Annotated in this window: 29 protein-coding genes; 13 read left to right on the top strand and 16 right to left on the bottom strand. The window is 59.1% G+C overall.

Annotation, left to right across the window (positions count from 1 at the left end):
- Positions 1-12: 12 nt before the first annotated feature.
- From ACFIQF_RS05395 to ACFIQF_RS05415, 5 genes are all read left to right on the top strand, one after another.
- A complete protein-coding gene (locus ACFIQF_RS05395; RefSeq protein ID WP_393940866.1) occupies positions 13-804 on the top strand; it encodes a transporter substrate-binding domain-containing protein in 792 nt (263 codons plus the stop codon).
- A gap of 52 nt (positions 805-856) precedes the next feature.
- Positions 857-1612, top strand: a complete 756-nt coding sequence (locus ACFIQF_RS05400; protein ID WP_393940867.1) for an amino acid ABC transporter ATP-binding protein — start codon at positions 857-859, stop codon at positions 1610-1612.
- 81 nt (positions 1613-1693) lie between these two features.
- Positions 1694-2500: a sugar phosphate isomerase/epimerase family protein gene (locus ACFIQF_RS05405; RefSeq protein ID WP_393940869.1), complete on the top strand. Its 807-nt coding sequence runs from the start codon at positions 1694-1696 to the stop codon at positions 2498-2500.
- Between the two features lie 30 nt (positions 2501-2530).
- Positions 2531-3481, top strand: coding sequence for a sugar kinase (locus ACFIQF_RS05410; RefSeq protein WP_393940871.1), 951 nt, complete (start codon positions 2531-2533; stop codon positions 3479-3481).
- 14 nt (positions 3482-3495) lie between these two features.
- Positions 3496-4482 carry a 2-hydroxyacid dehydrogenase gene (locus ACFIQF_RS05415; protein ID WP_393940872.1) on the top strand — a complete coding sequence of 329 codons (987 nt, stop codon included), beginning with the start codon at positions 3496-3498 and terminating at the stop codon, positions 4480-4482.
- Positions 4483-4730: 248 nt separating this feature from the next.
- Here the strand turns inward: ACFIQF_RS05415 and ACFIQF_RS05420 are convergent, their stop codons facing one another.
- From ACFIQF_RS05420 to ACFIQF_RS05430, 3 genes are all read right to left on the bottom strand, one after another.
- Positions 4731-5018: a hypothetical protein gene (locus tag ACFIQF_RS05420; RefSeq protein ID WP_393940874.1), complete on the bottom strand. Its 288-nt coding sequence runs from the start codon at positions 5016-5018 to the stop codon at positions 4731-4733.
- A gap of 89 nt (positions 5019-5107) precedes the next feature.
- Positions 5108-5635, bottom strand: coding sequence for a DUF4184 family protein (locus ACFIQF_RS05425; protein ID WP_393940876.1), 528 nt, complete (start codon positions 5633-5635; stop codon positions 5108-5110).
- A gap of 109 nt (positions 5636-5744) precedes the next feature.
- The gene (locus ACFIQF_RS05430; RefSeq protein ID WP_393940877.1) at positions 5745-6008 is read right to left on the bottom strand and encodes a DUF2061 domain-containing protein; all 264 of its coding nucleotides are present in this window, start codon (positions 6006-6008) and stop codon (positions 5745-5747) included.
- Between the two features lie 191 nt (positions 6009-6199).
- Between ACFIQF_RS05430 and ACFIQF_RS05435 the strand changes: the two genes are divergently transcribed.
- From ACFIQF_RS05435 to ACFIQF_RS05455, 5 genes are all read left to right on the top strand, one after another.
- The gene (locus ACFIQF_RS05435) at positions 6200-7759 is read left to right on the top strand and encodes a DUF4178 domain-containing protein (RefSeq protein WP_393940879.1); all 1560 of its coding nucleotides are present in this window, start codon (positions 6200-6202) and stop codon (positions 7757-7759) included.
- A 102-nt stretch (positions 7760-7861) separates the two neighbouring features.
- Positions 7862-8083 (top strand): DUF350 domain-containing protein, encoded by a 222-nt coding sequence (locus ACFIQF_RS05440; RefSeq protein WP_393940880.1) that lies wholly within the window; start codon positions 7862-7864, stop codon positions 8081-8083.
- A gap of 217 nt (positions 8084-8300) precedes the next feature.
- Complete coding sequence (locus ACFIQF_RS05445; RefSeq protein ID WP_393941194.1) at positions 8301-9788, top strand: polyamine aminopropyltransferase; 1488 nt, start codon at positions 8301-8303, stop codon at positions 9786-9788.
- A gap of 1 nt (position 9789) precedes the next feature.
- Positions 9790-11505 carry an NAD(P)-binding protein gene (locus tag ACFIQF_RS05450; RefSeq protein WP_393940881.1) on the top strand — a complete coding sequence of 572 codons (1716 nt, stop codon included), beginning with the start codon at positions 9790-9792 and terminating at the stop codon, positions 11503-11505.
- A gap of 120 nt (positions 11506-11625) precedes the next feature.
- A complete protein-coding gene (locus tag ACFIQF_RS05455; RefSeq protein WP_393940883.1) occupies positions 11626-12873 on the top strand; it encodes a hypothetical protein in 1248 nt (415 codons plus the stop codon).
- 59 nt (positions 12874-12932) lie between these two features.
- Here the strand turns inward: ACFIQF_RS05455 and ACFIQF_RS05460 are convergent, their stop codons facing one another.
- On the bottom strand, positions 12933-13094 hold the full coding sequence (locus ACFIQF_RS05460) for a type II toxin-antitoxin system VapB family antitoxin (RefSeq protein ID WP_393940884.1): 162 nt from the start codon (positions 13092-13094) through the stop codon (positions 12933-12935).
- A gap of 68 nt (positions 13095-13162) precedes the next feature.
- On the opposite strand from ACFIQF_RS05460, the gene ACFIQF_RS05465 reads away from it, so the two are divergent.
- The gene (locus tag ACFIQF_RS05465; protein ID WP_393940886.1) at positions 13163-13558 is read left to right on the top strand and encodes a GFA family protein; all 396 of its coding nucleotides are present in this window, start codon (positions 13163-13165) and stop codon (positions 13556-13558) included.
- Positions 13559-13713: 155 nt separating this feature from the next.
- Entirely contained in the window at positions 13714-14556 is an 843-nt protein-coding gene (locus ACFIQF_RS05470) for a siderophore-interacting protein (protein WP_393940888.1), read from the top strand.
- Positions 14557-14674: 118 nt separating this feature from the next.
- On the opposite strand, the gene ACFIQF_RS05475 is transcribed toward ACFIQF_RS05470, so the two are convergent.
- The 12 genes from ACFIQF_RS05475 to ACFIQF_RS05530 all read right to left on the bottom strand — a co-directional run bounded on the left by ACFIQF_RS05475 (position 14675) and on the right by ACFIQF_RS05530 (position 26099).
- Entirely contained in the window at positions 14675-15406 is a 732-nt protein-coding gene (locus ACFIQF_RS05475; protein WP_393940889.1) for an amino acid ABC transporter ATP-binding protein, read from the bottom strand.
- Positions 15403-16053 carry an amino acid ABC transporter permease gene (locus tag ACFIQF_RS05480; RefSeq protein WP_393940890.1) on the bottom strand — a complete coding sequence of 217 codons (651 nt, stop codon included), beginning with the start codon at positions 16051-16053 and terminating at the stop codon, positions 15403-15405. The genes ACFIQF_RS05475 and ACFIQF_RS05480 overlap by 4 nt, the downstream gene beginning before the upstream one ends.
- Before the next feature lie 65 nt (positions 16054-16118).
- Complete coding sequence (locus tag ACFIQF_RS05485; RefSeq protein ID WP_393940892.1) at positions 16119-16874, bottom strand: ABC transporter substrate-binding protein; 756 nt, start codon at positions 16872-16874, stop codon at positions 16119-16121.
- Between the two features lie 583 nt (positions 16875-17457).
- Complete coding sequence (locus ACFIQF_RS05490; RefSeq protein ID WP_393940893.1) at positions 17458-18063, bottom strand: glutathione S-transferase; 606 nt, start codon at positions 18061-18063, stop codon at positions 17458-17460.
- Between the two features lie 39 nt (positions 18064-18102).
- Entirely contained in the window at positions 18103-19833 is a 1731-nt protein-coding gene (locus tag ACFIQF_RS05495; protein WP_393940895.1) for an FAD-dependent oxidoreductase, read from the bottom strand.
- 12 nt (positions 19834-19845) lie between these two features.
- Positions 19846-20613 carry an SDR family NAD(P)-dependent oxidoreductase gene (locus ACFIQF_RS05500; RefSeq protein ID WP_393940897.1) on the bottom strand — a complete coding sequence of 256 codons (768 nt, stop codon included), beginning with the start codon at positions 20611-20613 and terminating at the stop codon, positions 19846-19848.
- Positions 20614-20625: 12 nt separating this feature from the next.
- Positions 20626-21345, bottom strand: coding sequence for an ABC transporter ATP-binding protein (locus tag ACFIQF_RS05505; RefSeq protein ID WP_393940899.1), 720 nt, complete (start codon positions 21343-21345; stop codon positions 20626-20628).
- A gap of 1 nt (position 21346) precedes the next feature.
- Positions 21347-22150: an ABC transporter ATP-binding protein gene (locus ACFIQF_RS05510; protein ID WP_393940900.1), complete on the bottom strand. Its 804-nt coding sequence runs from the start codon at positions 22148-22150 to the stop codon at positions 21347-21349.
- 15 nt (positions 22151-22165) lie between these two features.
- Positions 22166-23074, bottom strand: coding sequence for a branched-chain amino acid ABC transporter permease (locus ACFIQF_RS05515; protein ID WP_393940902.1), 909 nt, complete (start codon positions 23072-23074; stop codon positions 22166-22168).
- Positions 23075-23102: 28 nt separating this feature from the next.
- A complete protein-coding gene (locus ACFIQF_RS05520) occupies positions 23103-24068 on the bottom strand; it encodes a branched-chain amino acid ABC transporter permease (protein ID WP_393940904.1) in 966 nt (321 codons plus the stop codon).
- A 20-nt stretch (positions 24069-24088) separates the two neighbouring features.
- Entirely contained in the window at positions 24089-25300 is a 1212-nt protein-coding gene (locus ACFIQF_RS05525; protein ID WP_393940906.1) for an ABC transporter substrate-binding protein, read from the bottom strand.
- A 43-nt stretch (positions 25301-25343) separates the two neighbouring features.
- Positions 25344-26099, bottom strand: a complete 756-nt coding sequence (locus ACFIQF_RS05530) for an SDR family NAD(P)-dependent oxidoreductase (protein ID WP_393940907.1) — start codon at positions 26097-26099, stop codon at positions 25344-25346.
- A 112-nt stretch (positions 26100-26211) separates the two neighbouring features.
- Here ACFIQF_RS05530 and ACFIQF_RS05535 point away from each other — a divergent pair, with 112 nt between their 5' ends.
- On the top strand, positions 26212-26910 hold the full coding sequence (locus ACFIQF_RS05535; RefSeq protein WP_393940908.1) for a GntR family transcriptional regulator: 699 nt from the start codon (positions 26212-26214) through the stop codon (positions 26908-26910).
- The last annotated feature ends 6 nt before the right edge of the window (positions 26911-26916 follow it).

The raw sequence follows: 26916 nt of genomic DNA on the forward strand, positions 1-26916 counted from the left end.
GGAGACATCGCCATGCAAATTTCTCGTCGCACTTTCACCTCTGCCGCTGCTGCCCTGGCCGCCAGCGCCCTGCTGCCCCTCACCGCTTCGGCCCAATCGCTGGCCGATCTGAAGAAAAAGGGCAAGATCAGCATCGGCATGCTGGTCGACTTTCCGCCCTACGGCATTTTGAACAGCAGCAACCAGCCTGACGGCTACGACGCCGACGTGGCCAAGCTGCTGGCCAAGGAATGGGGCGTGACGGCCGAGATCGTGCCCGTGACCGGCCCCAACCGCATTCCCTTCCTGCTGACCAACAAGGTCGACATGCTGATCGCCTCGCTGGCCATCACGCCCGAGCGCGCCAAGCAGGTGCTGTTCTCCAAGCCTTACTCGGCCGCTTCGATCGTGCTGTACGGCGCCACCAAGACGGCCATCAAGGGCCCAGAAAACCTCAAGGGTCTGCGCGTGGGCGTGGCCCGTGCGTCCACGCAAGACGTGGCTGTGACCAAGGTTGCGCCCGAAGGCACGCAAATCCGCCGCTTTGACGACGACGCATCGGCCATGCAAGCCCTGCTGTCGGGCCAGGTCGACGCCATCGGCTGCTCGGTCACCGTGGCAGCCCAAATCGCCAAGCGGGCACCTGCTGGCCAGTTCGAAAGCAAGTTCCAACTGCTGCAACAAAACATGGCTGTGGCCCTGCGCCCCGGCCAGGACGAAGTGGCAGCAGCGGTGAACGAATTCATCGCCAAGAACACCGCCAACGGCGAGCTGAACAAGCTGTACCAAAAGTGGCTCGGCGCTGACCTGCCGAAGCTGGACTAAGCAAGCCCTGCTGTCTGCCTGATTTGAACTGAAAACCCCGCGGAGTTAGACCATGACCACCCCTGCTGACCAGCCCATCATTCGCCTGCAAGGCGTGGAGAAATGGTATGGCAACTTTCAGGTGCTGACCGATATCAACCTCGACGTGCGCGCCGGGGAACGTATCGTCATCTGCGGGCCTTCGGGCTCGGGCAAGTCGACGATGATCCGCTGCATCAACCGGCTCGAAGCCATCCAAAAAGGCAAGATCACGGTGGACGGCACCGACCTGACAGGCGACAGCAAAGCCATCGACACCATCCGCAAGGAAGTGGGCATGGTGTTCCAGCAGTTCAACCTGTTTCCGCACCTGACGATTCTGGAAAACTGCATGCTGGCGCCGATGCGCTCGCGCGGTCTGTCCAAGGCCGAAGCCGAAGAACGCGCAATGAAGTACCTGACTCGCGTGCGCATCCCCGACCAGGCCGGCAAATACCCCAGCCAGCTCTCGGGCGGCCAGCAGCAGCGCGTGGCCATTGCGCGTGCGCTGTGCATGGCCCCCAAAATCATGCTGTTTGACGAGCCCACCTCCGCGCTCGACCCCGAGATGGTCAAGGAAGTGCTCGACACCATGATCGGCCTGGCTGAAGACGGCATGACCATGCTCTGCGTCACCCACGAAATGGGCTTTGCCCGCAGCGTGGCCGACCGCGTGATCTTCATGGCCGACGGCAAGATCATCGAACAAGGCCCGCCCGCCGAGTTCTTTGACAACCCCCAGAATCCCAAGACCCAGCAGTTCCTCGGCCAGATCTTGAGTAACCACTGATCGCTGGTCCTGATACTACTGTTTTGATAGCTGCTTGCGCTTGGTAGATGGGCGCCAACGGCCACACCCCGAACCCACACCATGGCCTTGTCTTTGCAAAACGCGGGCGCTCCGGCGCTCATCTCGCTCACCTCGTTCGGCAATGCCGAAGTGCGCCGCCACGGCCAGCTGTACTTTGCCCAGCTGTCACACGCCGCCGGCGTGAACGGCTTTGAGGTGCGCGAAGAGCTGCTGAACAATGCCGCGCAAGAACTGCCCGCCTTGGCCGCTTTCGCACGCGAGCACCAGCTCGACGTGGTTTACTCCTGCCCGCAACCGCTGTTTGCCATGGACGGCCAGCTCGACACCGCTGTGCTGCAACACGCCATCAGCGCCAGCCAAAGCCTGGGCGCCAGCTGGCTGAAGATGTCGATCGGCGGCTTTGCCAAGCAATCGGTCGCGCACTCGGCGCAAGGCTTTGCCCATTTGAAGCAAGCCATTGAGGCGGCCCACATCACGCTGCTGATCGAGAACGACCAGACCGTAGCCGCCGGCACCGTGCAAGCGCTGCAGCGCTTTTTTGCCGCCGCTGATGCTGCGGGCCTGCAACTGCCGATGACGTTTGACATGGGCAACTGGCACTACCAAGGCGAATGCGCGCTGCAAGCCGCACAGCTGTTTGCCGGCCGCGTGGGCTATGTGCACACCAAGGGCGTACAGCGCCTGCCCGCCAAATGGGTAGCAGTGCCGCTGGCCGAATCGGCGGCCGCCTGGCGCGCCATCTTGCGTGCGCTGCCCGGCGATGTGCCACGCGCCATTGAATACCCGCTGATCGGCGACGACCTGCTGGCCGTCACCCGCCACGAACTGGCCGTGTTGCGCGACGCGACCGCACAACAAAACGACTAAAGACAACACCCACGAGAGAGACACCGAGCCATGACCACCAAGACCTTTGATGTTGCGACCTTCGGCGAAGCCATGATGCTGCTGATCGCCGATCGGCCCGGCCCGCTGGAGAACGCCGAGTTCTTCACCAAGCGCATTGCGGGCGCCGAGATCAATGTGGCTACCGGCATGGCGCGCCTGGGCTTCAACACCCATTGGGCGAGCCGCTTGGGCGCAGATTCGATGGCGCGCTACCTCATCCAACAAATGAAGAGCGAAGGCGTGCACTGCGAGCACGTGGTGCTCGACCCGGCGCAGAAAACCGGCTTCCAGATCAAAGGCCGCAGCGACGACGGCAGCGACCCGCAGGTCGAATACCACCGCAAAGGCTCGGCCGCCAGCCTGATGACCCCGGCCGATATTGACGAGCCCTGGCTCGCATCGGCCCGCCACCTGCACGCCACCGGCGTGTTTGCCGCCATCTCCGACACGAGCCTCGCCACCGCCAAACGCACGCTGGAAATCGCCCGCGCTGCTGGCAGCAGCATCTCGTTCGACCCCAATTTGCGCCCCACACTGTGGAAGGATGAAGCCACCATGCGCCGCGAAATCAACGCGCTGGCAGCCGGTGCAGACTGGGTCTTCCCCGGCCTCGCCGAAGGCGAACTGCTCACCGGCCACAAGACGCCTGAAGCGGTTGCCAAGTTCTACCGCGACCAAGGCGCCAAGCTGGTTGTCGTCAAGCTCGGCGAAGCCGGCGCGTACTACGACGACGCCAGCGCAGGCACCGGTTATGTGGAAGGCTGCCCGGTAGAAAAAGTGGTGGACACCGTGGGCGCTGGCGATGCGTTTGCAGTAGGCGTGATCAGCGGCTTGCTCGATGGCAAGAGCGTGCCCGAAGCCGTTAAACGCGGCTGCTGGATTGGCGCACTGCAAGTGCAGGTGCTGGGCGATTCCGAAGGCCTGCCCACTCGCGCAGCGCTGACTGCCGCCGGTTACTGAACCGAGGAGCCGCCATGTCCACGCGCCGCAATGTCGTCGTCTTCCGCGAACTGCCCGATGACCAGTTGGCCCGCCTGCAGGCCGTGCACGAGGTAAGCATTGCGAACCCGCGCGTGCCTGCGCAACGCGAGGCATTTTTTGCTGCTCTGCCCCGGGCCGAGGCGCTGATCGGCTCCAGCTACCCGATCACCGATGCACTGCTGGACGAGGCGCCCAAGCTGCGCGTCATCTCCAGCATCTCCGTGGGTGTGGACAACTACCCGCTCGCCAGCCTGCAACAACGGGGCATTGCGCTGTGCCACACGCCCGGCGTGCTGACCGAAACCACGGCCGACACCATATTTGCGCTGCTCATGGCCACCAGCCGCCGCATCCCCGAGCTGGCGCTGTTTGTGCGCTCGGGCCAATGGCAGCGCAATATTGGCGAAGAGCTGTTTGGCTGGGACGTGCACGGCAAAACCGTCGGCATTCTGGGCATGGGCCGCATCGGCCTGGCACTGGCCAAGCGCGCCGCGCTGGGCTTTGGCATGCCCGTGCTCTACAACAACCGCAGCGTGGTGCCCGATACCGAGCTGGGCGCACTGGCCGGCCATGTGCGCTATGTGGAGCGAGATACTTTGCTGCGCGAAGCGGATTTTGTGGTGTCCGTCTTGCCTTCCACGCCCGAAACCAAGCACCTCTTGAACGCCGAAGCCTTTGCAATGATGAAGCCCAGCGCCATCGTCATCAACGGCTCACGCGGCGCGATTGTGGACGAGGCCGCCTTGCTGCATGCGCTGGACACCGACCAGATCCGCGCCGCCGGCCTCGACGTTTTTGCCACCGAACCGCTGCCGTTGGAATCTCCGCTGCGCACCCATCCCAAGGTGGTGGCCTTGCCGCATATCGGCTCCGCCACACACGAAACACGCCATGCCATGGCCGAGATGGCTACGACGAATTTGCTGCAAGTGCTGGAGGGTGCGCGGCCTGCCGGGTGGTTTAATTTGGGCAAGGCTTAATCGCCGCAAGGCGCGGCGATCTTGGCAGAGCGCGCAATGCCTGAACTGGTAACCGCAATGGCGAGAGAGCCGCTCAGGGGGCCGGCCATCCGGCGCGACGCCAAGGCGCAGACAGTACACCTGTACGGCAAGACTTGGCAACAAAGCATGAGCGGCTCTGTCGCCACCTAAATACGAAAACTCTCAACGCAAACACAGGCACCAAGTTCGTGCGCCATCTACGCACTCAAGAATCCCAGAGATCTAACTTACTGCCCCGCAGGATCGCAGCGCACCTGGTTCATGTAGATGCTGCAGTAGTAGCGATTACCTTGGAAGGTCGCCGTGTAGCGCGTGGATTCGCGCTGGCGGTCAAAGCCGAACACCTGCACATGTGCCTCGGTGCTGCTGAAATAGTTCGCCGTCTTCTCTGCAATCACCTGGTCGCTCAACACTGCATTGGTGCTGATGGGGCCCACAACATCGCAGCCTTGCAGCGCCAGCACGGCAGCACACAAGGCGGGCACAGTCATCAGGCGAAAAGACTTGGCGGGCATGGAGATTCCTTCACAGGCAGAACAGATGCGCTACTGTCGCACAAAGCGGCGCGCGCTAGCTGCAAACAAAGGTATTCCGGCGCAGCGCCTCAACAGCCAGTTTTTTTGCGGCCCAGCCACAGCTGCAGCAACCACACCACAGCGCCCACGGCGCCTACCAATGCACAGCCTTGGTAAACATGGTCCATGGACACCCAGCCCAGCACCGGATTGGCGCTGGAGAAAGGGGCAAACGGGGTCAGGTCGGTATGCATCAAGGCGTCGAGCAGCACATGGCTGAGCGTGCCAATCACTGCGCCCAGCCATACCGCCTTGCTCACCAAAGGCAGCGGCATGCCCAGCCACTGCAGGCGATGAGCCTGCATGTGCCGGTTCCACCAACGTGCAATCGGCGGGTAAAGCAAACGGGTGAGGAGCACGGCCAGCGGCGCCAGCAACAAGGCGCCCAAGATGGTGTGCGTCCAGCCATGCAAGCGCTCCCAGCCCAGCTGCATGCCCAGCAAGGGCTCCATGTCCATGACGATCTGCGCCACGCCAAAAGCGAACAAACTGAAGTGCTGACGGGCGGCGGGCTTGAGCACCAGGGCGGCGCCCATGTGGAAAGGGGTAAACGGCATGGCGCGCACTCTAACCCGAAATTGCGTTACCTCTTGTCACAATCACTACGCGATTTGTGCCATGGCAGCCAGGCTTTGCAATGCCCAGTCGTACCAACGCTGAGGTTGTTCAGGCTGCATGGGCTATGCCCACATGGCTTTCGTCAGCGGCGGCTTGCTTGCGGGCGTTCCAGCGCTGCCAGGCTTTTTCGTGGAAGAAGAAGGCAAAGGCCTGCACCGTAGGCTCCAACAGACTCAGCGTGAGCGAGGCGATCAAATTGCCGGTGACCGCATAAGCCACCAAAGCTGCCACCGTGATGTGGATGACGTAGTAGCTGGCGGTTTTGCTCAGGGTTTGGCGGTTGTTCTGGACGATGCTGCGGATTTTGGACATGGCAATCAGGGCGCTGGGCGGGGTGGTATCAATGGGTAAATGATAGTAATTCTCATCAACAAGGTCTAATTGATCGTTGCAAAATTTGCCATAGCCGCGCTATATGCAAGAGACAGTCCCGCTATGATGCGAGCCAGGCGCAGGGCTGAGCGAGGGGCAAAGCCAGCGCAGGTGACAAGCAACAAAAAAACATGACCTCCGACCAGCAACGCAGCTACACCGCACCCTGCCCGGGTTGTGGTGCGCCGGTGGAATTTGCCAGCGCGCAATCGGCCTACGCGGTGTGCCCGTATTGCCAAAGCTCGATCGTGCGCAGCGGCGAGGTGCTCAAGCGCATCGGCAAGATGGCCGAGGTCTTCAACGATTACAGCCCGCTCAAACTCGGCCAGACCGGCGAGCTGCCCAAGCAAGCAGGCAAAAAAGGCTCGCCTGAAGGCTTTCGCCTGGTGGGCCGCCTTCAGTACCAGGGCGAGGCGGGCAGTTGGAACGAATGGCAGGCGCTCACTGATGCGGGCGAGATAGCCGTCATCAGCGAAGACAACGGCCAGTTTGTACTGAGCCGCGAAAGCCAGGCGCCCGCCAGCAATCTGCCCGACGCCGGCCGCTGGCACCCCGGCCAGAACGTGGCCATCAGTGGCGTGCAGTATTCGGTGGCCAGCGTGGTGCAGGCCCAGTTGATGGCGGCCGAAGGCGAAATGCCGCACCAGCCCGAGCTGGGCAAGCCCTTCACCGTGGTGGAGCTGCGCAGCCAGAGCGACCAGGTGCTGTCCATCGACTACAGCGCAGCGCAGCCAGCCATCTACCTGGGCGCACCGATTCGCCTGGACACGCTGAAGATTGCCGGGCTCAAAGACAAATCGGCCAAGAAGGAAAAAGGCCGCCACTTCAACTGCCCGCGCTGCGCGGCGCGCATCGAGATCAAGCTGCAAACCACGCAAAGCCTGACCTGCCCGAGCTGCGGCTCCATCATCGACGTATCGCAAGGCATTGGTGGCGAGCTGCGCGCGGCCGAGCAGGACGAGCCCGTCAAACCGCTGATCGCGCTGGGCAAGCGCGGCAAGTTTTCTGGCAGCAGCTGGCAGGTGGTGGGTTTTCAGCACCGCATAGGCGTGGAGGTGGGCGACGACGAACACTTTGGCTGGGACGAGTACCTGCTCTACCACGCGCAGCAAGGCTTCCAGTTTCTGGTGAACAGCAACGACGGCTGGAGTTTGGTCAAAACGCTGACCGGCGCACCTGATTACCGCAACGGCAACACGGTCACCTGGAACAAGCAGACCTACACCAAGCTCTACCGCTACCGGGCCGAGACCACCTATGTGCTGGGCGAGTTTTACTGGCCCGTGGTGCGCGGCGACACAACGGACAATGTGGACTTTGCCCGTGGCGACACGCAGGCGCAGCTGCTCAATATGGAGCAAAACCGGCGCGAAGTGAGCTGGTCCATGGGCCGCAAACTGGCGCCCGAAACAGTGGCCGCCGCTTTCGGCATGACAGACCAGCTCGCGCTGTTCAAGCCCAGCAGCTCGGAGTTTTCGCTGCCCAAACTGGGCTGCCTGCCAATCGTGATCGGCTTGCTTATCTTGTTCTTCCTCGTGGTCTGGCTCTGGCCCAGTGGTTGCGATGCGGCCGAAGAACGCCGCAAAATGGCAGCCGACCCCAGCTATGTCAGCAAGTGCAGCAGCAGTAGTTCGAGCCGCTCGTCAGGCGGCTCCTGGGGCGGTTACAGCAGCGGCGGCAGCCACAAATAGCAAGGTATTTTTGGCAGGCGCGGGCGCCACTGGTGCTACCGGCCTGCCCATGGCAATGGACGCAGTGCTGCAAAGGCAGCGCACAGCAAAAGGAGAGTGACGATGTTCGATTTGGAATGGTTTCGCCCCGCGGCATTTTTTGGCTCCATCCTGTTCGCACTGATTGGTGTGGCAGTGTTCTGGATCTGCTTCATCATCATCGACAAAATCACCCCCGTCGACATGTGGAACGAGATTGTGGAAAAGCAAAATCTCGCACTCGGCGTGGTGGTGGCGGCCATGTGCCTGGGCATCAGCCTGATCGTGGCTGCCGCCATAGGCTAAGCGCTCTGCTGCCTGTCTCTGGGCTGCGGGCGCTGGCTTACCAGGCGCCAGCAGCGCTGTCTTTTTGAACCCCAAAGGGCTTGGCTACACCAGGCGGGCCCGCGCCACCGTGTCTTCCATCACTCCTGCTAACCCGCCCAGCGATACTGCCAGCGCAACGCTTGAATTTAGCTCGCCCCAACAGGCACCGCAACGCGCCAGCCCGCTGGAGATAGCCATGCTGTTCAGCGTGTTCGTGGTGGCCGCCTGCGGCCTGCTGTACGAGCTGGCCGCAGCAGCGCTGGCCTCGTACCTGCTGGGCGATTCGGTACTGCAGTTCTCCACCATCATCGGCACCTATTTGTTCGCCATGGGCATTGGCTCGTGGCTCTCGCGCTACCTGGTGCGCGAGCTGCCCGCGCATTTTTTGCGCATCGAACTGATGGTGGCCTTGGTGGGCGGCGCGCTGCCTGCCGGGCTCTCGCTGGTCAACGCCTATGTGCCCAGCGCTTTCCACTGGATGCTGTACGGCAGCGTGCTGGTGGTGGGCACCTTGGTGGGGCTGGAGATTCCGCTGGTCATGCGCATCTTGAAGCGCAACGTGGTGCTGCGCGATCTGGTCTCAAAAGTACTCACTTTCGACTACCTGGGCGCACTGGCCGTTTCGCTGGCTTTCCCGCTGCTGCTGGTGCCACACTTGGGGCTGATCCGCACCGGCCTGGTGTTCGGCCTGATGAACGCGCTGGTCGCCGTGTGGGCGCTGTTTCTCTTCAAACACGAGCTGCGTCGCTATGCCAGCCATGTACTGGCCTGCGTGGTGGTAATTGCCGCTTTGCTGGCAGGCTTGCTGGGTGCGGACAAACTGACGTCGCTGACCGAAGACCACTTTTACCAGGAACCCATCGTGCTGACGCGCAGCACGCCTTACCAGCGCATTGTCGTCACCCAAGGCAAGCGTGGCACGCGCCTGTACCTCAACGGCAATCTGCAGTTTGCGCAAAGCGACGAATACCGCTACCACGAAGCCCTGGTCCACCCGGTAATGAGCCGCTACGGCGCGCCCCGCAAAGTGGCTGTGCTGGGCGGTGGCGACGGCATGGCCGTGCGCGAAGTGCTGAAGTATCCATCCGTCGAATCAGTCACCTTGGTAGAGCTGGACCCGGCGATGACCGATCTGTTCCAGAACGTGCCGAGCATGCAGGCGCTCAACAGCAATGCGCTGAACAACCCCAAGGTCAAGATCATCAACGCCGACGCTTTCCAGTGGGTGCAGCAGACCGACGAGGTGTTCGACGTGATCATCGTGGACTTCCCCGACCCCAGCAATTTTGCGGTGGGCAAGCTGTTCACCAACAGCTTTTACGCCCAGCTCGGCCAACACCTGGCAGCCAGCGGCTTTGCGGTGATCCAGACCACCTCGCCGCTGATTGCGCGCGAGAGTTTTTGGACCGTGGTGAACACCATCGAATCCGTCGGTCTGAGCGCCACGCCCTACCACGCCCATGTGCCCAGCTTTGGCGAATGGGGCTTTGTCATCGCCAGCCGCCGCCCCTGGAGCCTGCCCACCACGCTGCCCGAAGGCATGCGCTTTTTGAGCCTGCCCAGCCTGCCGCTGCTGTTTGATTTTCCGCTGGACATGGCACGCGTGCCGACCGAGGTAAACCGCTTGTCGAACCAGGTGCTGGTGCATACCTATGAGCGCGAGTGGGGAAAAATTTCTCATTGATATGCAACGCCGCACCGTACTGAAAAGCGCAGCCGCGTTGGCAGCCAGCAGTGCTTTAGCAGGCTGCAAGCCCGCTGCACCCAGCCAGTCGACGGCGCACATCACGGGCGGCTTTATCGGCCAATCTCTCGACCGCGGCCACGCCATGCGCGACCGCTTGCAGCAAGGCCTGCCGCTGCCAGCACCAAGCCGCACACACAAAGTACAGGTACTGATAGCAGGCGGCGGCATTGCCGCGCTGTCGGCAGCGCGTGCGCTACGCATGGCAGGCGTCAGCGATGCGGCGCTGCTGGAGCTGGAAGACAGCGCTGGCGGCAACAGCCGAGGCGGCAGTGTGGCTGGCCTGCGCTGCCCGTTGGGCGCACACTACCTGCCCGTGCCCGGCGATGACGCACCCGAAGTGCAAGACCTGCTCGAAGAACTGGGCGTGCGCCAGCGCGTGGCCGGCCGCTGGCAATACAAAGACGAATACCTGTGCTTCAGCCCGCAGGAGCGCTTGTTCTTTCAGGGCGAATGGGTCGAAGGCCTGCTGCCGGTGCACGATGTGGCCGACAGCACGCTGGCCCAGTACCAGCGCTTTGCGCAACTGGTGGCAGAGGCCATGCGAGAGCAACGCTTCAGCATGCCGGTCATGCGCAGTTGGCGGCTCCAGCAAGGCCTGGCGCCTGCCCACCAGGCTTTGGATGCCATCAGCTTTGCCGCCTGGCTGGCCCAGCATCAGCTGGACGACGCCCATCTGTGCTGGTATCTGGACTACGCCTGTCTGGACGATTTTGGCGCTGGCTGCGCCCATGTCTCCGCCTGGGCTGGCCTGCACTACTTTGCCAGCCGCCACGGCTTCCAAGCCCCCGGTGCGCAGGACGAGCAGCACGAAAGCGTGCTCACCTGGCCGCAAGGCAATGGCTGGCTGGCCGAGCAACTGGCCGCGCCCGCCCAACAAGCGGGCTGGCTGCACACCGGCCACACCGTGCTGCGCATTGCCGAAGAAGCGACCGGCGTGGTCATCGACAGCTACAACAACGCCACGCAAAGCATGGAGCGTTGGCAAGCAGCGCACTGCATCGTGGCGCTGCCCACTTTTATTGCCGCGCGTGTGGTGCAGAACGCGCCGGACTTTTTACACGCTGCCGTGCGTGCGCTCGACTGGGCGCCCTGGCTGGTCAGCAACGTGCACATCCGCGAGCCATTGCGCGACCGCCCCGGTGCCGAACTGGCCTGGGACAACGTGCTTTACGACGATGTGGCCAACGGCGGCCTCGGCTACGTCAACGCCGGCCACCAACGCCTGAACGCCCAACAGCAACTGCCTACCGTGCTCACCTGCTACCGCGCCCTGGGCGGCACCAGCGAAGGCGAGACGGCACGCGCCGCACGCCAGCAATTGCTCAGCGCCAGCTGGCCCCAGCTGCGCGACCAAACCCTGGCCACCCTGGCCCGCGCCCACGCCGACATCTACGAAAAAACCACCCGCGTCGACACCATGCGCTACGGCCACGCCATGGCCATCCCCAAGCCGGGTGCACAAACCGTTCTGAGCCAGATAGGCCACAGCACTGCCACTCAACCGCGCCCGCAGACCATCAACGGCGAACGCACCACCGCCCTGCCCACGCCCAGCACACGCCGCCTGCATTTCGCGCACAGCGACTGGTCGGGCTATTCAGTATTTGAAGAGGCATTTACGCGGGGGTGGTTTGCGGGATTACAGGCCGTCTAGAGCCGACTACATGGTCTGACTGCCCACGAGTTCCGCACTGGTTCAGAGCGGTATCGGTGAATGGCTTACAACCAAGAGCATTCACCCCAACTACCTTAGGTGCAAGAAGCTAGGAGCCGTGTGAGCCAGTCTTTCTCCCCTCTGCTATTCGCCACGCCGTACAGCCCAAGCACCCTTGTGCAGACCTTGACATTGGACAAAACCAAGCCCGGACCGGTATTGCAAATCGATGCACAAGGCATTCGCCTGGATGGCATAGCACCGCAACAGCACCTGTGGCAGCATGATGCTCTCCATTTCTTAGTTATCCTGGCGGGGACGGTCTCACCTCAATTTGCTGGCTATGGCTGGTATATCAGCGCCGCCTTGCTTTTGGTCATTGGTGGCATCAGCCACTGGCTCATGCATGCTCGGTGGCGCAATACCAGCATTTGGTTGCTGACTCAACAAGGTGCAGGTGTCAACCAACAATGGTTGCTGAACTTGGCGTGTCGCGACGAAGCCCTCGCCTGCGCCTCAACAGCGGACATCGCTGCCGTGCAGCTGACAGGTGCCAGCAACGACCGCTGTCTTCGATTGCTACTGCGCTCAGGTGAAGTCAGGGAGCAAAAACTGGTCCAGTGGATAGGCGAGAAATGGGTGGATCTGGAGCCCGCAGTTCTTAGCTGGTTGGACCTGGTACAGGCACAGCGCACGGCGGCTGGACTGGAGCCAATTCAGACCGACATTCGTCCCGCCAGCACTACCGTGCCCCCCAGCAAACCAAGACCATTGCAAAGTGTTTATCGCAACGAGCAAGGCATCTACCGCCCCAGCGCCAACGAAGCCCATCCAACACCTCGGGCTTACATAGACCAGCAGAGGCTGCCAGCCAGATTGCCTTCATTTCGTTTCTACCTGCTCCTTGCCCTCGCTGTCATGGCGGTGGGTTGGCTAACACCTGTGGCGGGCCCGCTGATGAAAGCATGGAGTCCTTGGCCACTGCTGGCGATGGTCGTGCTGCTCGTCGCTATAGGCTGCTATGGAGTCGTGCGGCGAAAACAAGTTTCCCATTTGCTAGGCGAGCGCGGCCTGCCACTGGCGCAATGCAAAGACGGCGTGTTGTTGCTGCAACTCGATTTCAACCCTGACGCAAAACGCTTGGCAGTACAGACCTCGCAAGTGCAGAGCGTACAGCTGATGCGCATTCCACGCATGCCATTTGGACGCATCATCGTGCGCATGCACAGCGGCTTGGAACTGCAGCAAAAAATCGATGGCCCATTGTTGAGACCGGAAAGCGACGCTCGCCAGTGGCTGGCACCAGCATTGCAAAGTTGGCTTGGCAAAGAGCGCGTCCACGTCGAAGAAAGATGGTCAACGTGGTGAAAGCCAAGCAGGCTCATGGCTCACGTTCAGTGCCACTGCCACTTGGCAGCTCCTGAACATCAGACGGACGTACCACCCCAAGCTGCAAGCTCCCGGACTGCTCGAACACGCACAAAAGTTTTGAGCGCTTCGCTGAACAAATCTGCCTTGTCCACGCCCGGATCGGCCAGTTCCAGCGCCCTTTCATAGAGCGCATCGTCAATCGTTACTGTTGTACGCACTGCTGCTGTTTCCTTGCCAAATATACTGTTTTTATATACAGTAGTTATTTTTACTATCAGGAGTCCAAATGCTCACAGGAAGCTGCTGCTGCCAGGCTGTCCAGTTCACGCTATCGAGCTCACCCACGATGATGGGGACCTGCCACTGCTCACGCTGCCGCAAATCTGGCGCCAGCACCTTTGTCTTTGTCAAACGCGAGGCATTCACCTTGCTGCGCGGAGCAGACGCCATCACCACCTACGCACCTGAGGCCCCTTACCAGTACAAGCGCTGTTTTTGCAAACATTGCGGCAGCGCACTGGGCGAAGTCACATCCAGCAGCGACAGCTTTCCCGTTGCTGCGCACTGTTTTGACGACGATCTGGGCCTGCGCAACCAATTTCACGAGTTTGTTTCCGACAAGCCCAATTGGTTCTGCATCGGCGACGACGCCCCACAGTTTGCTGGACACCCGCAAAGCTGAACCTGCGCGACGACCTGCTTTTGCGCACAAGTCGCGCTACCTGGCAAGCCCTTCCATAAACCCATCTGCAGGCAAGGGAATGCAGGCTCTCCGCCAGAAACAAGAATGATTCTCAATTATTATTAAGATATATCTTAATTTGACACGAGACGACCATGCCCTTGCAACTGAGCCTGCCTACTCCCGCTTCCGCTGACCTGCTGGCTGCCCGCACGCCCCAGCGTGCGCGCCACGACATCAAACTGCGCGTCACCACCGTGCAATCGGCCACCCGCATCACGCCGCATATGGTGCGCGTAGTGGTGCACAGCCCAGACCTGGCCGGGTTTACCAGCCTGGGTTTTGACGACCACATGAAGCTGCTTTTCCCCGATGCCAGCGGCCAACTACAGCTGCCCGCGCCCGGCAGCGAAGGCCTGCCGCCCGAGCTGCGCGAGAAGATGCGCGATTACACGCCCACCCAGTACGACGCCCAGGCCAACACCCTGACCATCGACTTTGCCGTGCACGAAGCCGGCCCCGCTACCGCCTGGGCGCTGCAAGCCGCGCCTGGCCAACCGCTGGGCATTGCAGGGCCGCGGGGCTCTTTCATCATCCCCACCGCGTTTGACGGCCACCTGCTGATCGGCGACGACGCATCGCTACCCGCCATCGCCCGCCGCCTGGCCGAGCTGCCCGCAGGCACCCGCGCCATCGCGTTGGTAGAAGTGGAAAGCGCTGCTGACGAGCAGGCCTTGAGCAGCGCCACAGACGCCCAAATCCACTGGGTGCACCGCAATGGCCGCGCCGCTGGCGAGGCCGAGGGCTTGCTGCAAGCCTTGGCGCAACTCGACGCTCCAGCAGGCGATTACTACTGCTGGGTCGCCCTGGAAGCCAGCGCCGCCAAAGCGCTGCGCGCTGCCCTCGTCACCCAATACGCCGCCCACCCCAAATGGACCAAGGCCGCCGCCTACTGGAAACGTGGCAGCGTAGGGGTGCATGAGGTGATTGAGGAGTAATAGCGGCTGGCAGCCTCGACTGCAAGGCTGGCTTGCAGCTTCGCAGTCAGCGCAGAAATGGGCAAAAAAATGGGCATGCCCAGCATGCCCATCGCTTGATCATTTGATCGCTACCCGATCACATCGGGTGCAGCACGCGCCGCAAAAAGTCTTGCGTACGCGGGTGCTGCGGGTTGCCCAGCACTTCTTTGGAAGGGCCTTGCTCGACGATCACGCCACCGTCGATAAACAGCACCCGGTCCGCCACTTCGCGCGCAAACTGCATCTCGTGGGTGACGACCACCATGGTCATGCCGGTAGTGGCCAGGTCGCGCATCACGCCCAGCACGTCGCCCACCAGCTCAGGGTCGAGGGCAGAGGTTGGCTCGTCAAACAAGATGACTTTGGGCTTCATCGCCAGAGCGCGTGCAATGGCCACGCGCTGCTGCTGCCCGCCCGAGAGTTGCGGCGGATAAGCGTCGGTCTTGTGGCCCAGGCCCACGCTTTCGAGCAGTTGCTTGGCCTGCACCACCGCTTCGTCTCGCGGCACTTTCTTGACGTAAACCGGCCCTTCAATCACGTTCTCCAACACCGTGCGGTGCGGGAAAAGATTGAAGCGCTGGAACACCATGGTCGCTTCCATGCGGATGGCTTGGATCGATTTGGATTGCGCGTGCACCTCATCGCCATTGATGGTAATCAGCCCGGACTGGTAAGTCTCCAGCCCGTTCATGCAGCGCAAAATGGTGGATTTTCCCGAGCCCGAAGGGCCGATGATGCAAACCACCTCGCCGGCCTTCACCTCCAGGTTCACGCCCTTGAGCACTTCGTGCGCGCCATAGGCTTTGCGCAGATTGTCGACTTTGATCATTTGGCGTTTCGCTTTTCCAGATAGCGAACCAGCAAAATGAGCGGTACGCACATCACCATGTACATCAGCGCCACCAGCGTGAACACGGTGGCATTTTGGAAGGTGGAGGTCGCAATCAGCTTGCCCTGCAGCGCCAGCTCTGCCACCGTGATGGTCGATGCCTGGGACGAATCCTTGAGCATCATGATCATGATGTTGCCGTACGGCGGCAGCACGATCTTCAGCGCCTGCGGCAACACCACCCGGCGCATGGCCAGGCCCCAGCCCATGCCAATGGATTGGGCCGCTTCCATCTGGCCCTTGTCGATGGCTTCGATACCGGCGCGGAAGTTCTCCGCATGGTAAGCCGAATACGCCACGCCCAAGCCCAGAATACTGGCCTGCAAAGCGGTCAACGAGATGCCGGTATCAGGCAGCACGAAGTAGATGTAGAACAGGATCACGATGATCGGGATACTGCGCACCACGTTCACCACCGTGGTGGCAATCCACACCAGCGGCTTGATGCCCGAAACCCGCATTACCGCCCACACCAGACCCAGCACGGTCGACAGCGCCAGCGATCCCAAGGTCACCAGCACCGTCAGCTTGGCACCTTGCAGCAGGATGGGCAAAAACTCCGCTGCATTGCTAAAAAACTCAGACATGGCTTAATACCCAGACAAGTCATGGACTGGGCAGGCAGCCAGCTGCTGCCCGCCCAGGCTGACGATCACAGACCCCACTTGGCAACCAGCTTGGCAACCGTGCCATCGGCCACCAGCTTGTCGATGGCGGCGTTCACCTTTTTCATCAGCTCCGCGTCGTCCTTGCGCACGCCAATGCCGACGCTGTTCATCAGCGTCGGCTTGTAGCTTTGCACCAGGTGCAGGTTGGGGAAATTGCCTTGGGCAATGGCGTAGGCAGCGATCGGGTAGTCGATCAAACCCAGGTCTACACGGCCGGCATTGGCATCGCGCATCAGATCCGCCGCCGAGTCATAGAGCTTGACCTCTTTGAACTTGCCGCTTTTCTGCACCGGGTCCACAAAGAACGAGCCAACCTGCACGCCGATGGTCTTGCCCTGCATGTCGTCCCAGCTCACGTAGGCCTTGGTGTCAGCCTTGGTGGTGACAATGCCTTCGCCATAGCTGTAGATCTTGTTGGAGAAGTTGATCACTTTCAGGCGCTCAGGCGTGATCGACATGGCCGCCGAGATCATGTCGATGCGCTTGGAAGTGAGCGATGCGATCAGCGTAGAGAACTGCATGGGCTCGATCTGCACGCCAAAGCCCGCTTCCTTGCTGATGGCCTGGGTGACATCGACCATCAAACCGTCGATCTGGTTGGTTTTGGTATTGAGAAAGGTGAAGGGCGCACCCGCCGTGGTTGAGCCGACTTTCAGCGTGGTGTTCTGCGCCTGCGCCGAACCCGCGATCAACATGGATGCAGCAAGCCACGCGCCAGCTACTCGAAACAATGCTTTCATGGTGGTACCCCAACTAGATGATGAATAGAAAAGAATAGAAACAGCCGTGCGCACCACTCCTGCGGCAGCGCGCCAGCCGAGTATGTTTGAGCCGATCAAGAAGTGGTAGTTACGCCAAGGCGACAAAATGCGTGATAACAACGCATTAAGGCTTACATTGCAGCGTGTATCGACGATACGAATCCACGCCACCAACCTCGACGCACGCCAGGAGCAGTGACATAGCGCCCGGCAGACACAGCAAAATGGCGACGACCGAGAGATCAAGCAGCGAATTTGCATGCCTTATCTCCTAGCCTTACGACGGACAGGATTCTCACATGTGCGCCCGCTGCGCTATTTTTGGTTAGCAGGCAAAAATACGGCGTTTACCCGGAGATGAAAACGTCAATTGACAAACTCATTCCGTCCAAAGATCACTCCACTTCAACCACAACTGAACTCCAAGCCCCGTGGAGATTGGATTTGAACTCCATTAGTCGGAACCTCGCCTCTTCCAACCTGCAACACCCGCTCGACGATCGCCACAAAGACCAACGCCACCTTGTTTCGGTGGCGTTCACGGGAGTTTGGAAATGCAGTTTCAAACGTGCGGGAATGTCGCTTTGAAAGAAGCTCGCTCGCTCATCTGTGCAAACCACTGGGCAGTTTGAGGCGCATTGGCGCGCCAGGCGTAATCGGGAAAGCGGAAATCCAGATAACCCAGCAAACAGGCCAAGGAGATGGAGCCGATTTGGATGGTTTGGAGCGAAGCCAGATGCGCCTCCATCCAGGCCAGCCCTGTAGTCACTTTGTCCAATTGAGCGGTACGCCAATCTGCCCAACGTAGCGGTTCTGGGCGTGCCACATCTTCATAGCGCGCGATCAAACACGCGCCCAGCATGCCGTCAGCCAGCGCCTGCTGGGTCAATACATCCCAACGCAGCGCTCCGTCCGCGGGAAAGAGTTCGCCATTGGCCTTGGCATTCAGATACTCGCAAATGACTCGGCTGTCATAGATCACCGCGCCCTCGTCGGTGAAGAACGTCGGCACCTGCCCTAACGGGTTGTCAGCAATGATGACGCGATCTCGATTCACAGGATGCGCGTTGCTGGGCAGCTTTTCGATCTGATCGGCAATGCCCAGCTCATGGGCAACGACCAAGCACTTGCGCACATAGGGCGAGGCAGGTGAAAAATAAATCTTCATGAGTGTCTCCTGTTGAGCGTAAAAATGAGGAATTTGAGTTCAGGCTTTCTCCGTTGAACCATGTGCCATATGCATGGCAGCAGCCCAACCAAAAGTCAACGCCGGTCCCAAGGTAATACCTGGCCCTGGGTAAGCGCCCCCCATCACCGAGTTTTGGTCATTGCCGGCCACGTACAAACCAGGGATGGGTTTCCCATACGCATCCAGAGCTCGGGCATGTGCATCCGCCTGAATACCCAGCGCAGTACCAATATCGCCGGGGTAGACCTTGACTGCATAGAACGGCGCTTTCATCACCGGCGCCAAACAAGGGTTGGGCTGATGCTCCGGATCGCCCAAATACTGGTTATATGCAGTACTGCCTTTGCCAAAATCCGGATCCTCGCCCATCTGCGCTCCACTGTTGTAGCGCTGAACCGTTACCTGCAAGGCTTGCGCATCAATGCCAGCTTTAGCAGCCAGCGCATCCAGACTCTCAGCCTTGAACAGGTAACCTGCTTTCACCAAGTGATCGCGAGGGCGCCCCCCGGGAAGCGCCAGCCCCAGTCCCCAGGTCTCAACAAAGTCGCTATCGCACAGCAAAAATGCTGGAATGGATGGCGATTGCTTATGCGCCGCGTACATTGCCAAAACAAATTCGTGGTACGAAGTGGATTCGTTGACAAAGCGAAAACCCGCTGCGTTCACTGCGATCAAACCTGGTTTGGCCCGATCCCAAACCAGGTGCGGATAGCGTAACTCGCTACCGTCCGCGCGCTTGAGTACCGAGATGGGTGCCCAGAATGCGGGGCTGCTGTTGCTTTGCCCCAAGTGGCCGCCAACGCGTTGCGCCATCTGAATCCCGTCACCGGTGTTCCCCATCGGCGACATGGAGTACGGTCCCGTAGGGTGGGGATAGTGGGCTTCACGCATGGCCGGATTCCAGGGGAATCCGCCTGTCGCCAAAACCACGCCCTTGCGCGCATGGATCCGCTCCCTGCCTGCCACCACTTGCAGTTCAACCCCCGTCACTCGCCCAGGAACAGCGCTGTCATCTTGCAAAAGCTGACTGACGTTGGCATGGGTTCGAAAAGGGATCTTCAGCTCCAACAGGCGGGCAAACATGCGAGCCGCCAAGGCGTTGCCCAACAAGGTTCTGGTGCCCCGGTGATAGCCTCTCAAACGATCAGAAAAGTACCTCAGCACCAGCTTGACCCCATGCCGCCAAGACTCCAGTGATTTGGTGACTCGCAGCAGATGTTTGGCATCGGTCAACGTGATCATCATGCCGCCCAAGACCGTGAACTCTGGCAGCGGGTTTCTGAGTTCGCGAAAATGCTGTTTCAGTGCCCTGGCGTCAAACTCAGCCGGATCCAAAGCCCGCCCTCCCATGGATGCGCCACCGCGGTCCGGATAGTAATCAGGCGAATAGCTCCGACCATTCAAGCGGATCGCCTGGTTTTTCTCCAAGTACGCCAGCGCTTGGGGTCCTTGCTGCAAATAGGCTTGCATCTGGCCTCGGTCTGGAATGTCTCCCAGAACATTTCCCAGGTACTCCCATACCTTCGCTTCAGAATCAGGGTGGCCAAGCTTCTCAGCCTGGTCGTTCATGGGCACCCAGATAGCACCACCGGAAATAGCGGTTGAACCGCCAATATGCTCCGTCTTCTCCAGCAGCAGAACTGACAAACCTTCAAGACAAGCGGTGATGGCTGCCGCCATTCCCGCCGCACCGCTGCCCACAACGATGACATCGTAGACGGACGCCTCCGCCTTTTGCGAACTGTTCATAGATGGCCCCTGCTATGCGTACGTTCCGCCCAGTGACTTGCCCCCATCGACAAAGAGGACCTGTCCGGTAATGAACCCCATCCGAGGCGATGCTAAAAACGCCACCGCCTCCGCAATTTCCTGAGGCGTGCCGGCTCTACCGGATGGTTGCAGCGCAAGCTGGGCGGCACGTCGCTCGGGGGTAAGGGCTTGCAGCAGTGGCGTATCTATCAGGCCAGGAGCGATGGCGTTGACCAGAATGTCTTTGGCCGCCAGCTCCATCGCACAGGCTCTGGTGTAGCCTACGAGCGCCGCTTTGGAAGCCACGTAGTGAGGATGATTTTTAGCTCCCAGGTATGCGCGAGAAGCGATGTTGACGATGCGGCTGCCTGGCGCCATTTTTTGAGCCGCTGCCTGGGTAAGGGTTGCTACTGCCAACATGTTTACTGCGTACATGCGCTGGAAATCAGCCGCGGTCACATCAAAGAAGCCCCGCTCATCAAAAATGCCTGCATTGTTCACCAGCACCTGCAGTGCAGGCAGTTCAGCAATCAATTCGCGCGACGCGGCTTCGTCCATCAAATCCAGGATTTTTGCCTCCACTTGCAAGCCTGCATTCGCCAACCTAGAGGCTTCGCGAGTCGCTGCAGCCTCGTCTCTGTCAACCAGATAGACATGCAGCCCCTCAGCTGCCAAACGCTCCACAATGGCCAAACCCATGCCGCTGGCACCGCCGGTGACCAAGGCATATCTCTTCTCGCTTCTGGTACTCATCTTCTCACTCCCGGTCAGAATGCCCATGCACTCGTGCCATCAAATCCCCAAGTACGCTTTGCGCACCGCCTCATTGCTAGCCAGATCGGACGCCTTGCCTTCCAGCGAAATTTCGCCGTTCTCCAGGATGTAGCCATAAGACGATATGCCCAGGGCCAGCTTGACGTTCTGTTCCACCAGCAAAATCGTGATGCCGTAGGTTTGGTTCAGTTGCTCTATCACCTTGAACATGTGTTGCACCAGCAGCGGTGACAGCCCCATGGATGGTTCATCAAAAAGCATGACCTGAGGCTTCGCCATAATGGCTCGGCCAATGGCCAGCATTTGTTGCTCGCCTCCGGACAATGTGGCGGCCATTTGTTTTCTACGCTCTGACAACCTGGGGAAGATGTCGTAGATGCGGTCCAAATCACTGGCAAAGTTGTTCCGGTCGCGTCGCAGATAGGCACCTAGCTCCAGGTTCTCCAACACACTCATGTCTTTGAATACCTGACGCCCTTCTGGCACCTGTACCAAACCCTGGCGCACCAGATCGTCGGATTGCAGTTTGCCAATGTTCTGACCTTGAAACTTGATCTCGCCAGCGGTCTGCCGGACCATGCGCGAGATCACATTCAGCGTCGTGGTCTTGCCCGCACCATTGCTGCCAAGCAAAGCCACAATTTCGCCCTTTGGCACTTGCAAGGAAATATTGGACAGCGCCTGAATCGAGCCATAGGCTGCACTGACTGAGGATAGTTCGAGCGAAATCTCTTGCATCTTATTGCGCCCCTTTCGCTTGCGCGACTGCGTCTGTTCCCAGATAAGCTTCAATCACCAAAGGATTGTTGGCGACTTCCTTGGGCACGCCCTCGGCAATCTTTTTTCCAAATGCCAAGACTGTTATTTCGTCCGAGATTGACATCACCAGTTGCATCACATGCTCTACCAACAAAACAGTCATCCCGTCCTTGGCCACCATCTCTTTGAGAATTCGATCCAAGCTTTCAATTTCTCTATTTCGCAGACCAGCGGCCGGCTCGTCGAGCAATAGCAACTTGGGTCGAATCGCCATGGCGCGGGCCAGTTCCAACAGCTTCTGGTGGCCGAAGTTCATATCCTTGGCCAGTACATGGCGCGCATCGGCCAGCCCCACTCGCTCCAACAAACTCTCCGCGAACTCGGTAGCGGGCTTGTCTGGCGTAGTGAACAGCCGCGACAACTTCTGCATCGGCGTCAACACGCTCTGCTTTTGCAAAGCGTGTGTACCCAGCAGCACGTTGTCTAGCGCAGTCAATTCAGAGAACAGCTCCAGGTTCTGAAAACTCCGTGCAATTCCGCGCGCAGCCATCTGTGATGCAGGAAGAGGAATCAAATCCTCCCCCATGAATTTCACGCTGCCCTGGTTGGGTGTGTAGAAGCGGGAGATGCAGTTGAAAACGGTCGACTTGCCCGCGCCATTGGGACCGATCAGTGCATGAATAGTCCCTTGTTTCACCTGCATGGAGAAATCGCTGACGGCTTTGAGTCCGCCAAATTCCACACTGATATTGGATACATTCAGCATGGTCTGGTGTTGCGTCATGGTGTACTTCCTCGCTTAGGTTCTGGCTTTGATCAAAGACGCCAAGCCCTTGGGCAAAAACATCATGAAGCCCATCAGCACGAGGCCATAGATAATTTCCTGGTACGACGGAACTTGCCTCATCAGCTCTGACAGCAAGCCAAAAATGATGGCTCCGACAATCGCGCCGCGCACCGAGCCCATACCTCCCACTACCACCATGGTCAAAATCAAAATGGTGGTTTGAAAGCCCAGACTCTCCGGATGAATGAACGAGACAAACAAGGTATACATACCGCCAGCCACACCGGCAAAAATGGCCGACAGAACAAATGCAGACACCTTGATCGCCTTGGTGTTGACGCCCATGGCAATGGCTGCGACATCGCTTTCACGCGTAGCTCTGAACGCATGGCCCAGGCGTGAGCGAGAAATCTTGACGGTGGCCCACAGCATGATGGCTGCTATGGCCACCACAAAGGGATAAGCATTCAAATCGGAAACCAGTTGAAAGCCCAGAATGGACGCTGGTTTCATCCGCAGACCGTTGGAACCATTGGTGACTGAGTCCCAGCTCAAGAACACCCACTGCATGGCCTCTCCGAACGCAAACGTGCACAGAGCCAAATAGATGTCGCGAACACGCAGTGCCAGCAGGCCTATGAAATAGCCCACGATGCCAGCCACAACAGCAGCAGCGGCAATGGACACCACGAATGGCGGCGACCAATGGTTGTTGATGATGCCAGCGGTGTAGATGCCAATGCCAAAGAAGGCAGCGTGTGAAAGGGCGAACTGGCCCGTCTCACCAATCACCAGATGCATGCCTAGCGCCAGCACCACAAAAACCATTAAGAGATTGACCAGGTACAACACATAGCCACTGGCGGTAAACGGAAGAACCACCAACACAGCCAGCAAACCCAGAAGCAGGCCAGCATCCATTTTTTTCGTATTCAACATGCTGCCCTCTCTAGACTTTTTTGGTCTGCGGTTTACCGCCCAAGAGCCCCTGCGGTCGGAACAACAGCACCACCATGATGGCCACGAATGGGGTTACGACAATGGCATTGGACGAGATGAACAAACCCACCAGGTTTTCCAACACACCAATGACAAATCCACCCAAAACGGCACCGGGCAGGCTGGTGAAGCCTCCGACAATCGCAGCCGCATAAGCCACAATGGCGATGTGGCCGATGTCCGGCGTGATCAAAATCTTGGGAGTGATCAGCAACGCCGAGATCGCAGACAAAACGCCAGTGAGGCACCAGATTTGCGTGCGAATTTTGGCCAGGTTGACTCCCACAATCTGCGAGCCACGGGGGTTCATACCCACCGCACGCATGGCCTTGCCAGTCCGCGTTTTGGTGAACATCCACCACAGGGCCACCATGGCAACCAAAGCGGTCACAAAAATAGCCAAATCCAGCTTGGTCAATGCCGCTTGTCCGATCAACACCGTGTCTTGCGAGACGACCGATGGCAGTGAGCGGGGGGTATCTCCCAAGCCCGTCTTGCGCACGAGGCCTTTAAGCAAATAGGCAAATCCCAGCGTCGCAATTACCATCTGCACACCAACGCCCTTGCTTTCCACCACTTTTTGCATCACCACACGCTGGAACAAACCAGCGACCACCGCAGTCACCACAATGGCTGCCACTGCGGCGGGCCAATAGCTCCAGTTCCAAACACTCAGCAGGAACAAAGCCACATAGCCGCCGAACATGAAAATCTCGCCTTGCGAGAAGTTTGGTACATCGGTGGTTTTGAAGACAATCACAATCGCAATTGCCAGCAATGCGTACACGCTGCCTGTCACCAATCCTGACAGCACCCCTTGCTGCAGAAACATCCAGATATCAGAAATACTCATTCTCAATTCCCTCCTGTGAGGGTGCAGAATCCCCGCGCCCTGGCACTTGCGTGCGGCGCTCAAGGCGGGGAAAAGTTGCAGGTTTAGGGCTTGTAGGTCCAGACAGCCTTGTAGTTACCTGGAATCATGGTTTGCGTCTGACCATCAAACTTCAGGTAAATAGCGGCTTTTTGAGCAGCATGGTCCGTCGGCGAGAACTCGATCGGCGTAGCCAGCACACCCGAATCAAACTTCATGGTGGACATGGCTGCCAGTACCTTCTCTCGCGTGGGTTCAGGGCCAACAGCCTTCAAGGCATTCACCACTGTCATGGCGGGCGCCAAACCATAAGGCATGTAGTTTTGCGGATGACCGGGCTTGGCAGCCAGCTCTGGGTAGTATTCCTTGTACATGTCGTACACCCACTTCAGCTTGGGGCTGCCGGGGAAGTCTGCCAACACATCCTGAACATAGACGTTCTTGAACGCTTCCTTGTTACCCACGTTTTCGACCAGAGACTTCAAGTCTGCCGTTGCCGTCACGGTGATGATGATGGGCTTATTAAAGCCCAGTTCAAAAGCACGCTTGATGATCAGGCTGGCAGGTCTGGCATAGGTGGTAATGACCAGCGCATCGGGATTGGCAGCCCGCAGCTTCATCATGGGCGCGGTGACGTCCGTGATGTTCGGGTTGACCGATTGCACTTCCAGAGACGCTCCAGGCATGACCGCGAGTTGTGCCTTGGCGCCTTCCAGATTCCAGCCACCATAGGCATCGTCATGGTTGATATAGCCAATCTTCTTGGCTTTCACATGGTCAAAGGCGAATTGCACGGAAGAGCCGCCGAGCGTTCGCTGAGTGATCGAGAACGCGCCATAGATATATTTGGATGGCGGATACAGCGCTCCGTCTGCTGATGCGTTGAGCATCACCAAAGGGATTTGGGAGCGCTCTATGTATTCACGAGCGCCCACCACGGCTGCAGAGCAAGAGCCGCCATTGAGCATGAACACTTTGTCCTGCTCAGTCAGTTTTTTAACAGCAGCGAGCAGATCGTTGGCATTGCAGCGGTCGTCTTCCACAACCAGCTCGATCTTCCGCCCGTGTATGCCGCCTTCCTTGTTAGTCTTGGCATACCACATCTTCGCCGCATTGATGACGTCGAAACCATAGGCCATCGACGCTCCCGACAAAGGCGAAAACATTCCGATTTTGATGGTGTCCTTGGTGACTCCAGGCTCGCTTTGTGCCCAGGCCGCCGACGACAAGCTGATGAGCATGACCGATACTGCTTTCGCTACCAATTTCGCTTTCATTTTTTGTCTCCTTGATGGTTTTTGAACTTCTCTTTTTCACCCGTCACTGCATGCGATAGCCGCCATTGACGTCTATCACACCACCCGTGATGTAACTGGCCTGCTCGGAGACCAAATAGCTCACTGCGTTGGCCACGTCGGCTACCGTGCCAATGCGACCCAGTGGAATATTCGAGGCAGCGGTCGACAAGGCGCCACTGCTTTGCACGGTGGAACGCAGCATTTCGGTATCGATCAAACCTGGCGCCACCGAATTCACGGTAAACCCCAAATGTGCAGACTCACGCGCCATAGCTTTGGTCAAACCCATAACGGCTGACTTGGCTGCGATATAGCTGGAACTTGAGCGGTATCCCCCCAACTGAGCCGCCACCGAGCCAAAGGTAACGATTCGTCCTTGCTGGGCCTTGCCGTCTTGGCGCAACGCCAACAACTCTCGCCCACAGAAAAACACACCGCGAGCATTGACCTGAAAGGTTCGCTCCCAGTTATCCGTGCTCATCTCATGGAATGGAATGCGGTCTCCATGGTCATGAATCAGCAAGCCGGCCACGCAGACCAGAACCGACACCGGGCCGAGTTCCTTTTCCACTTCGGCAAATACTTGCTTGACTTGCTGCTCGTCACACACATCCAGATGCTTGTATACATGCCCGCTTCCCAACGAGGCAGCCAACTGCTTCGCATTTGCCTCATTGATATCTGTCACGACGACCCTCAAGCCACTTTCCGCCAGCTGTTTGCACACTTCAGCACCAATACCTTGCCCGCCACCTGTAACCAATGCAATACGCACCATCTGCCTCCGTCGTCTTTGATGAATACCGCCATTGTGTATACATGGCATCTATTTTTCATGCGTACATACCCTGATTAATGTCAATTTTCATGGCTCATGTATACTTGAAGGCATGGATACACTGGCCCAAAAAGTGACCGACATCTTGCGGAACTGGATTCTTGCAGGGGAATTCGAGCAAGGCAGCCGAATTGAAGAAATACCGCTTTCCGAACGCTTGTCGGTTTCGCGAACCCCTGTCCGCGCTGCCCTGGCAACGCTGTCAAACGAAGGGCTGATCGATCACATGCCCAAGCGGGGCTACGTGATTCGGACGTTTTCGATAGACGAGATCATGCCGACCTATGAGGTTCGGGCAGTGCTGGAAGGCCTAGTCTGTCGGCACACCGCCCTCAAAGGTCTGACGGAAGAGGCGCAGACCTGCTTGCTCGAATGTTTGGCGATTGGCGACCAAATTCTCGCCAAAGGATCGCTGCAAGAGATGGATCTGGAGCCATACCGGCAGATGAACGTACGCTTCCACAACACGCTGATCCAGAGCGCCCAAAACTCGGTCGCAGAGCGCTTTGCCATACAGGCCCAGGCACTGGCGTTTGCATCGGATCGCGTCATGCTCTGGCACGACCACCGCATCATTGCCCGATCGCATGATGACCACCATCGCATCTTGCAAGCCATCATGGACCGCGACTGCACCCGTGCCGAACAGCTGATGCGAGAGCATATTTACTATGCCGGGGTCATCCTCAAGGATAACTACGAAGAAAGCCTCCGCCAACGTCAGCGAGAAGCGCCACCTCTCAAGTCCTGAGAGCGG

Source organism: Comamonas trifloxystrobinivorans (assembly GCF_043359985.1).
GTDB classification, from domain to species: Bacteria; Pseudomonadota; Gammaproteobacteria; order Burkholderiales; family Burkholderiaceae_C; genus Comamonas; species Comamonas trifloxystrobinivorans.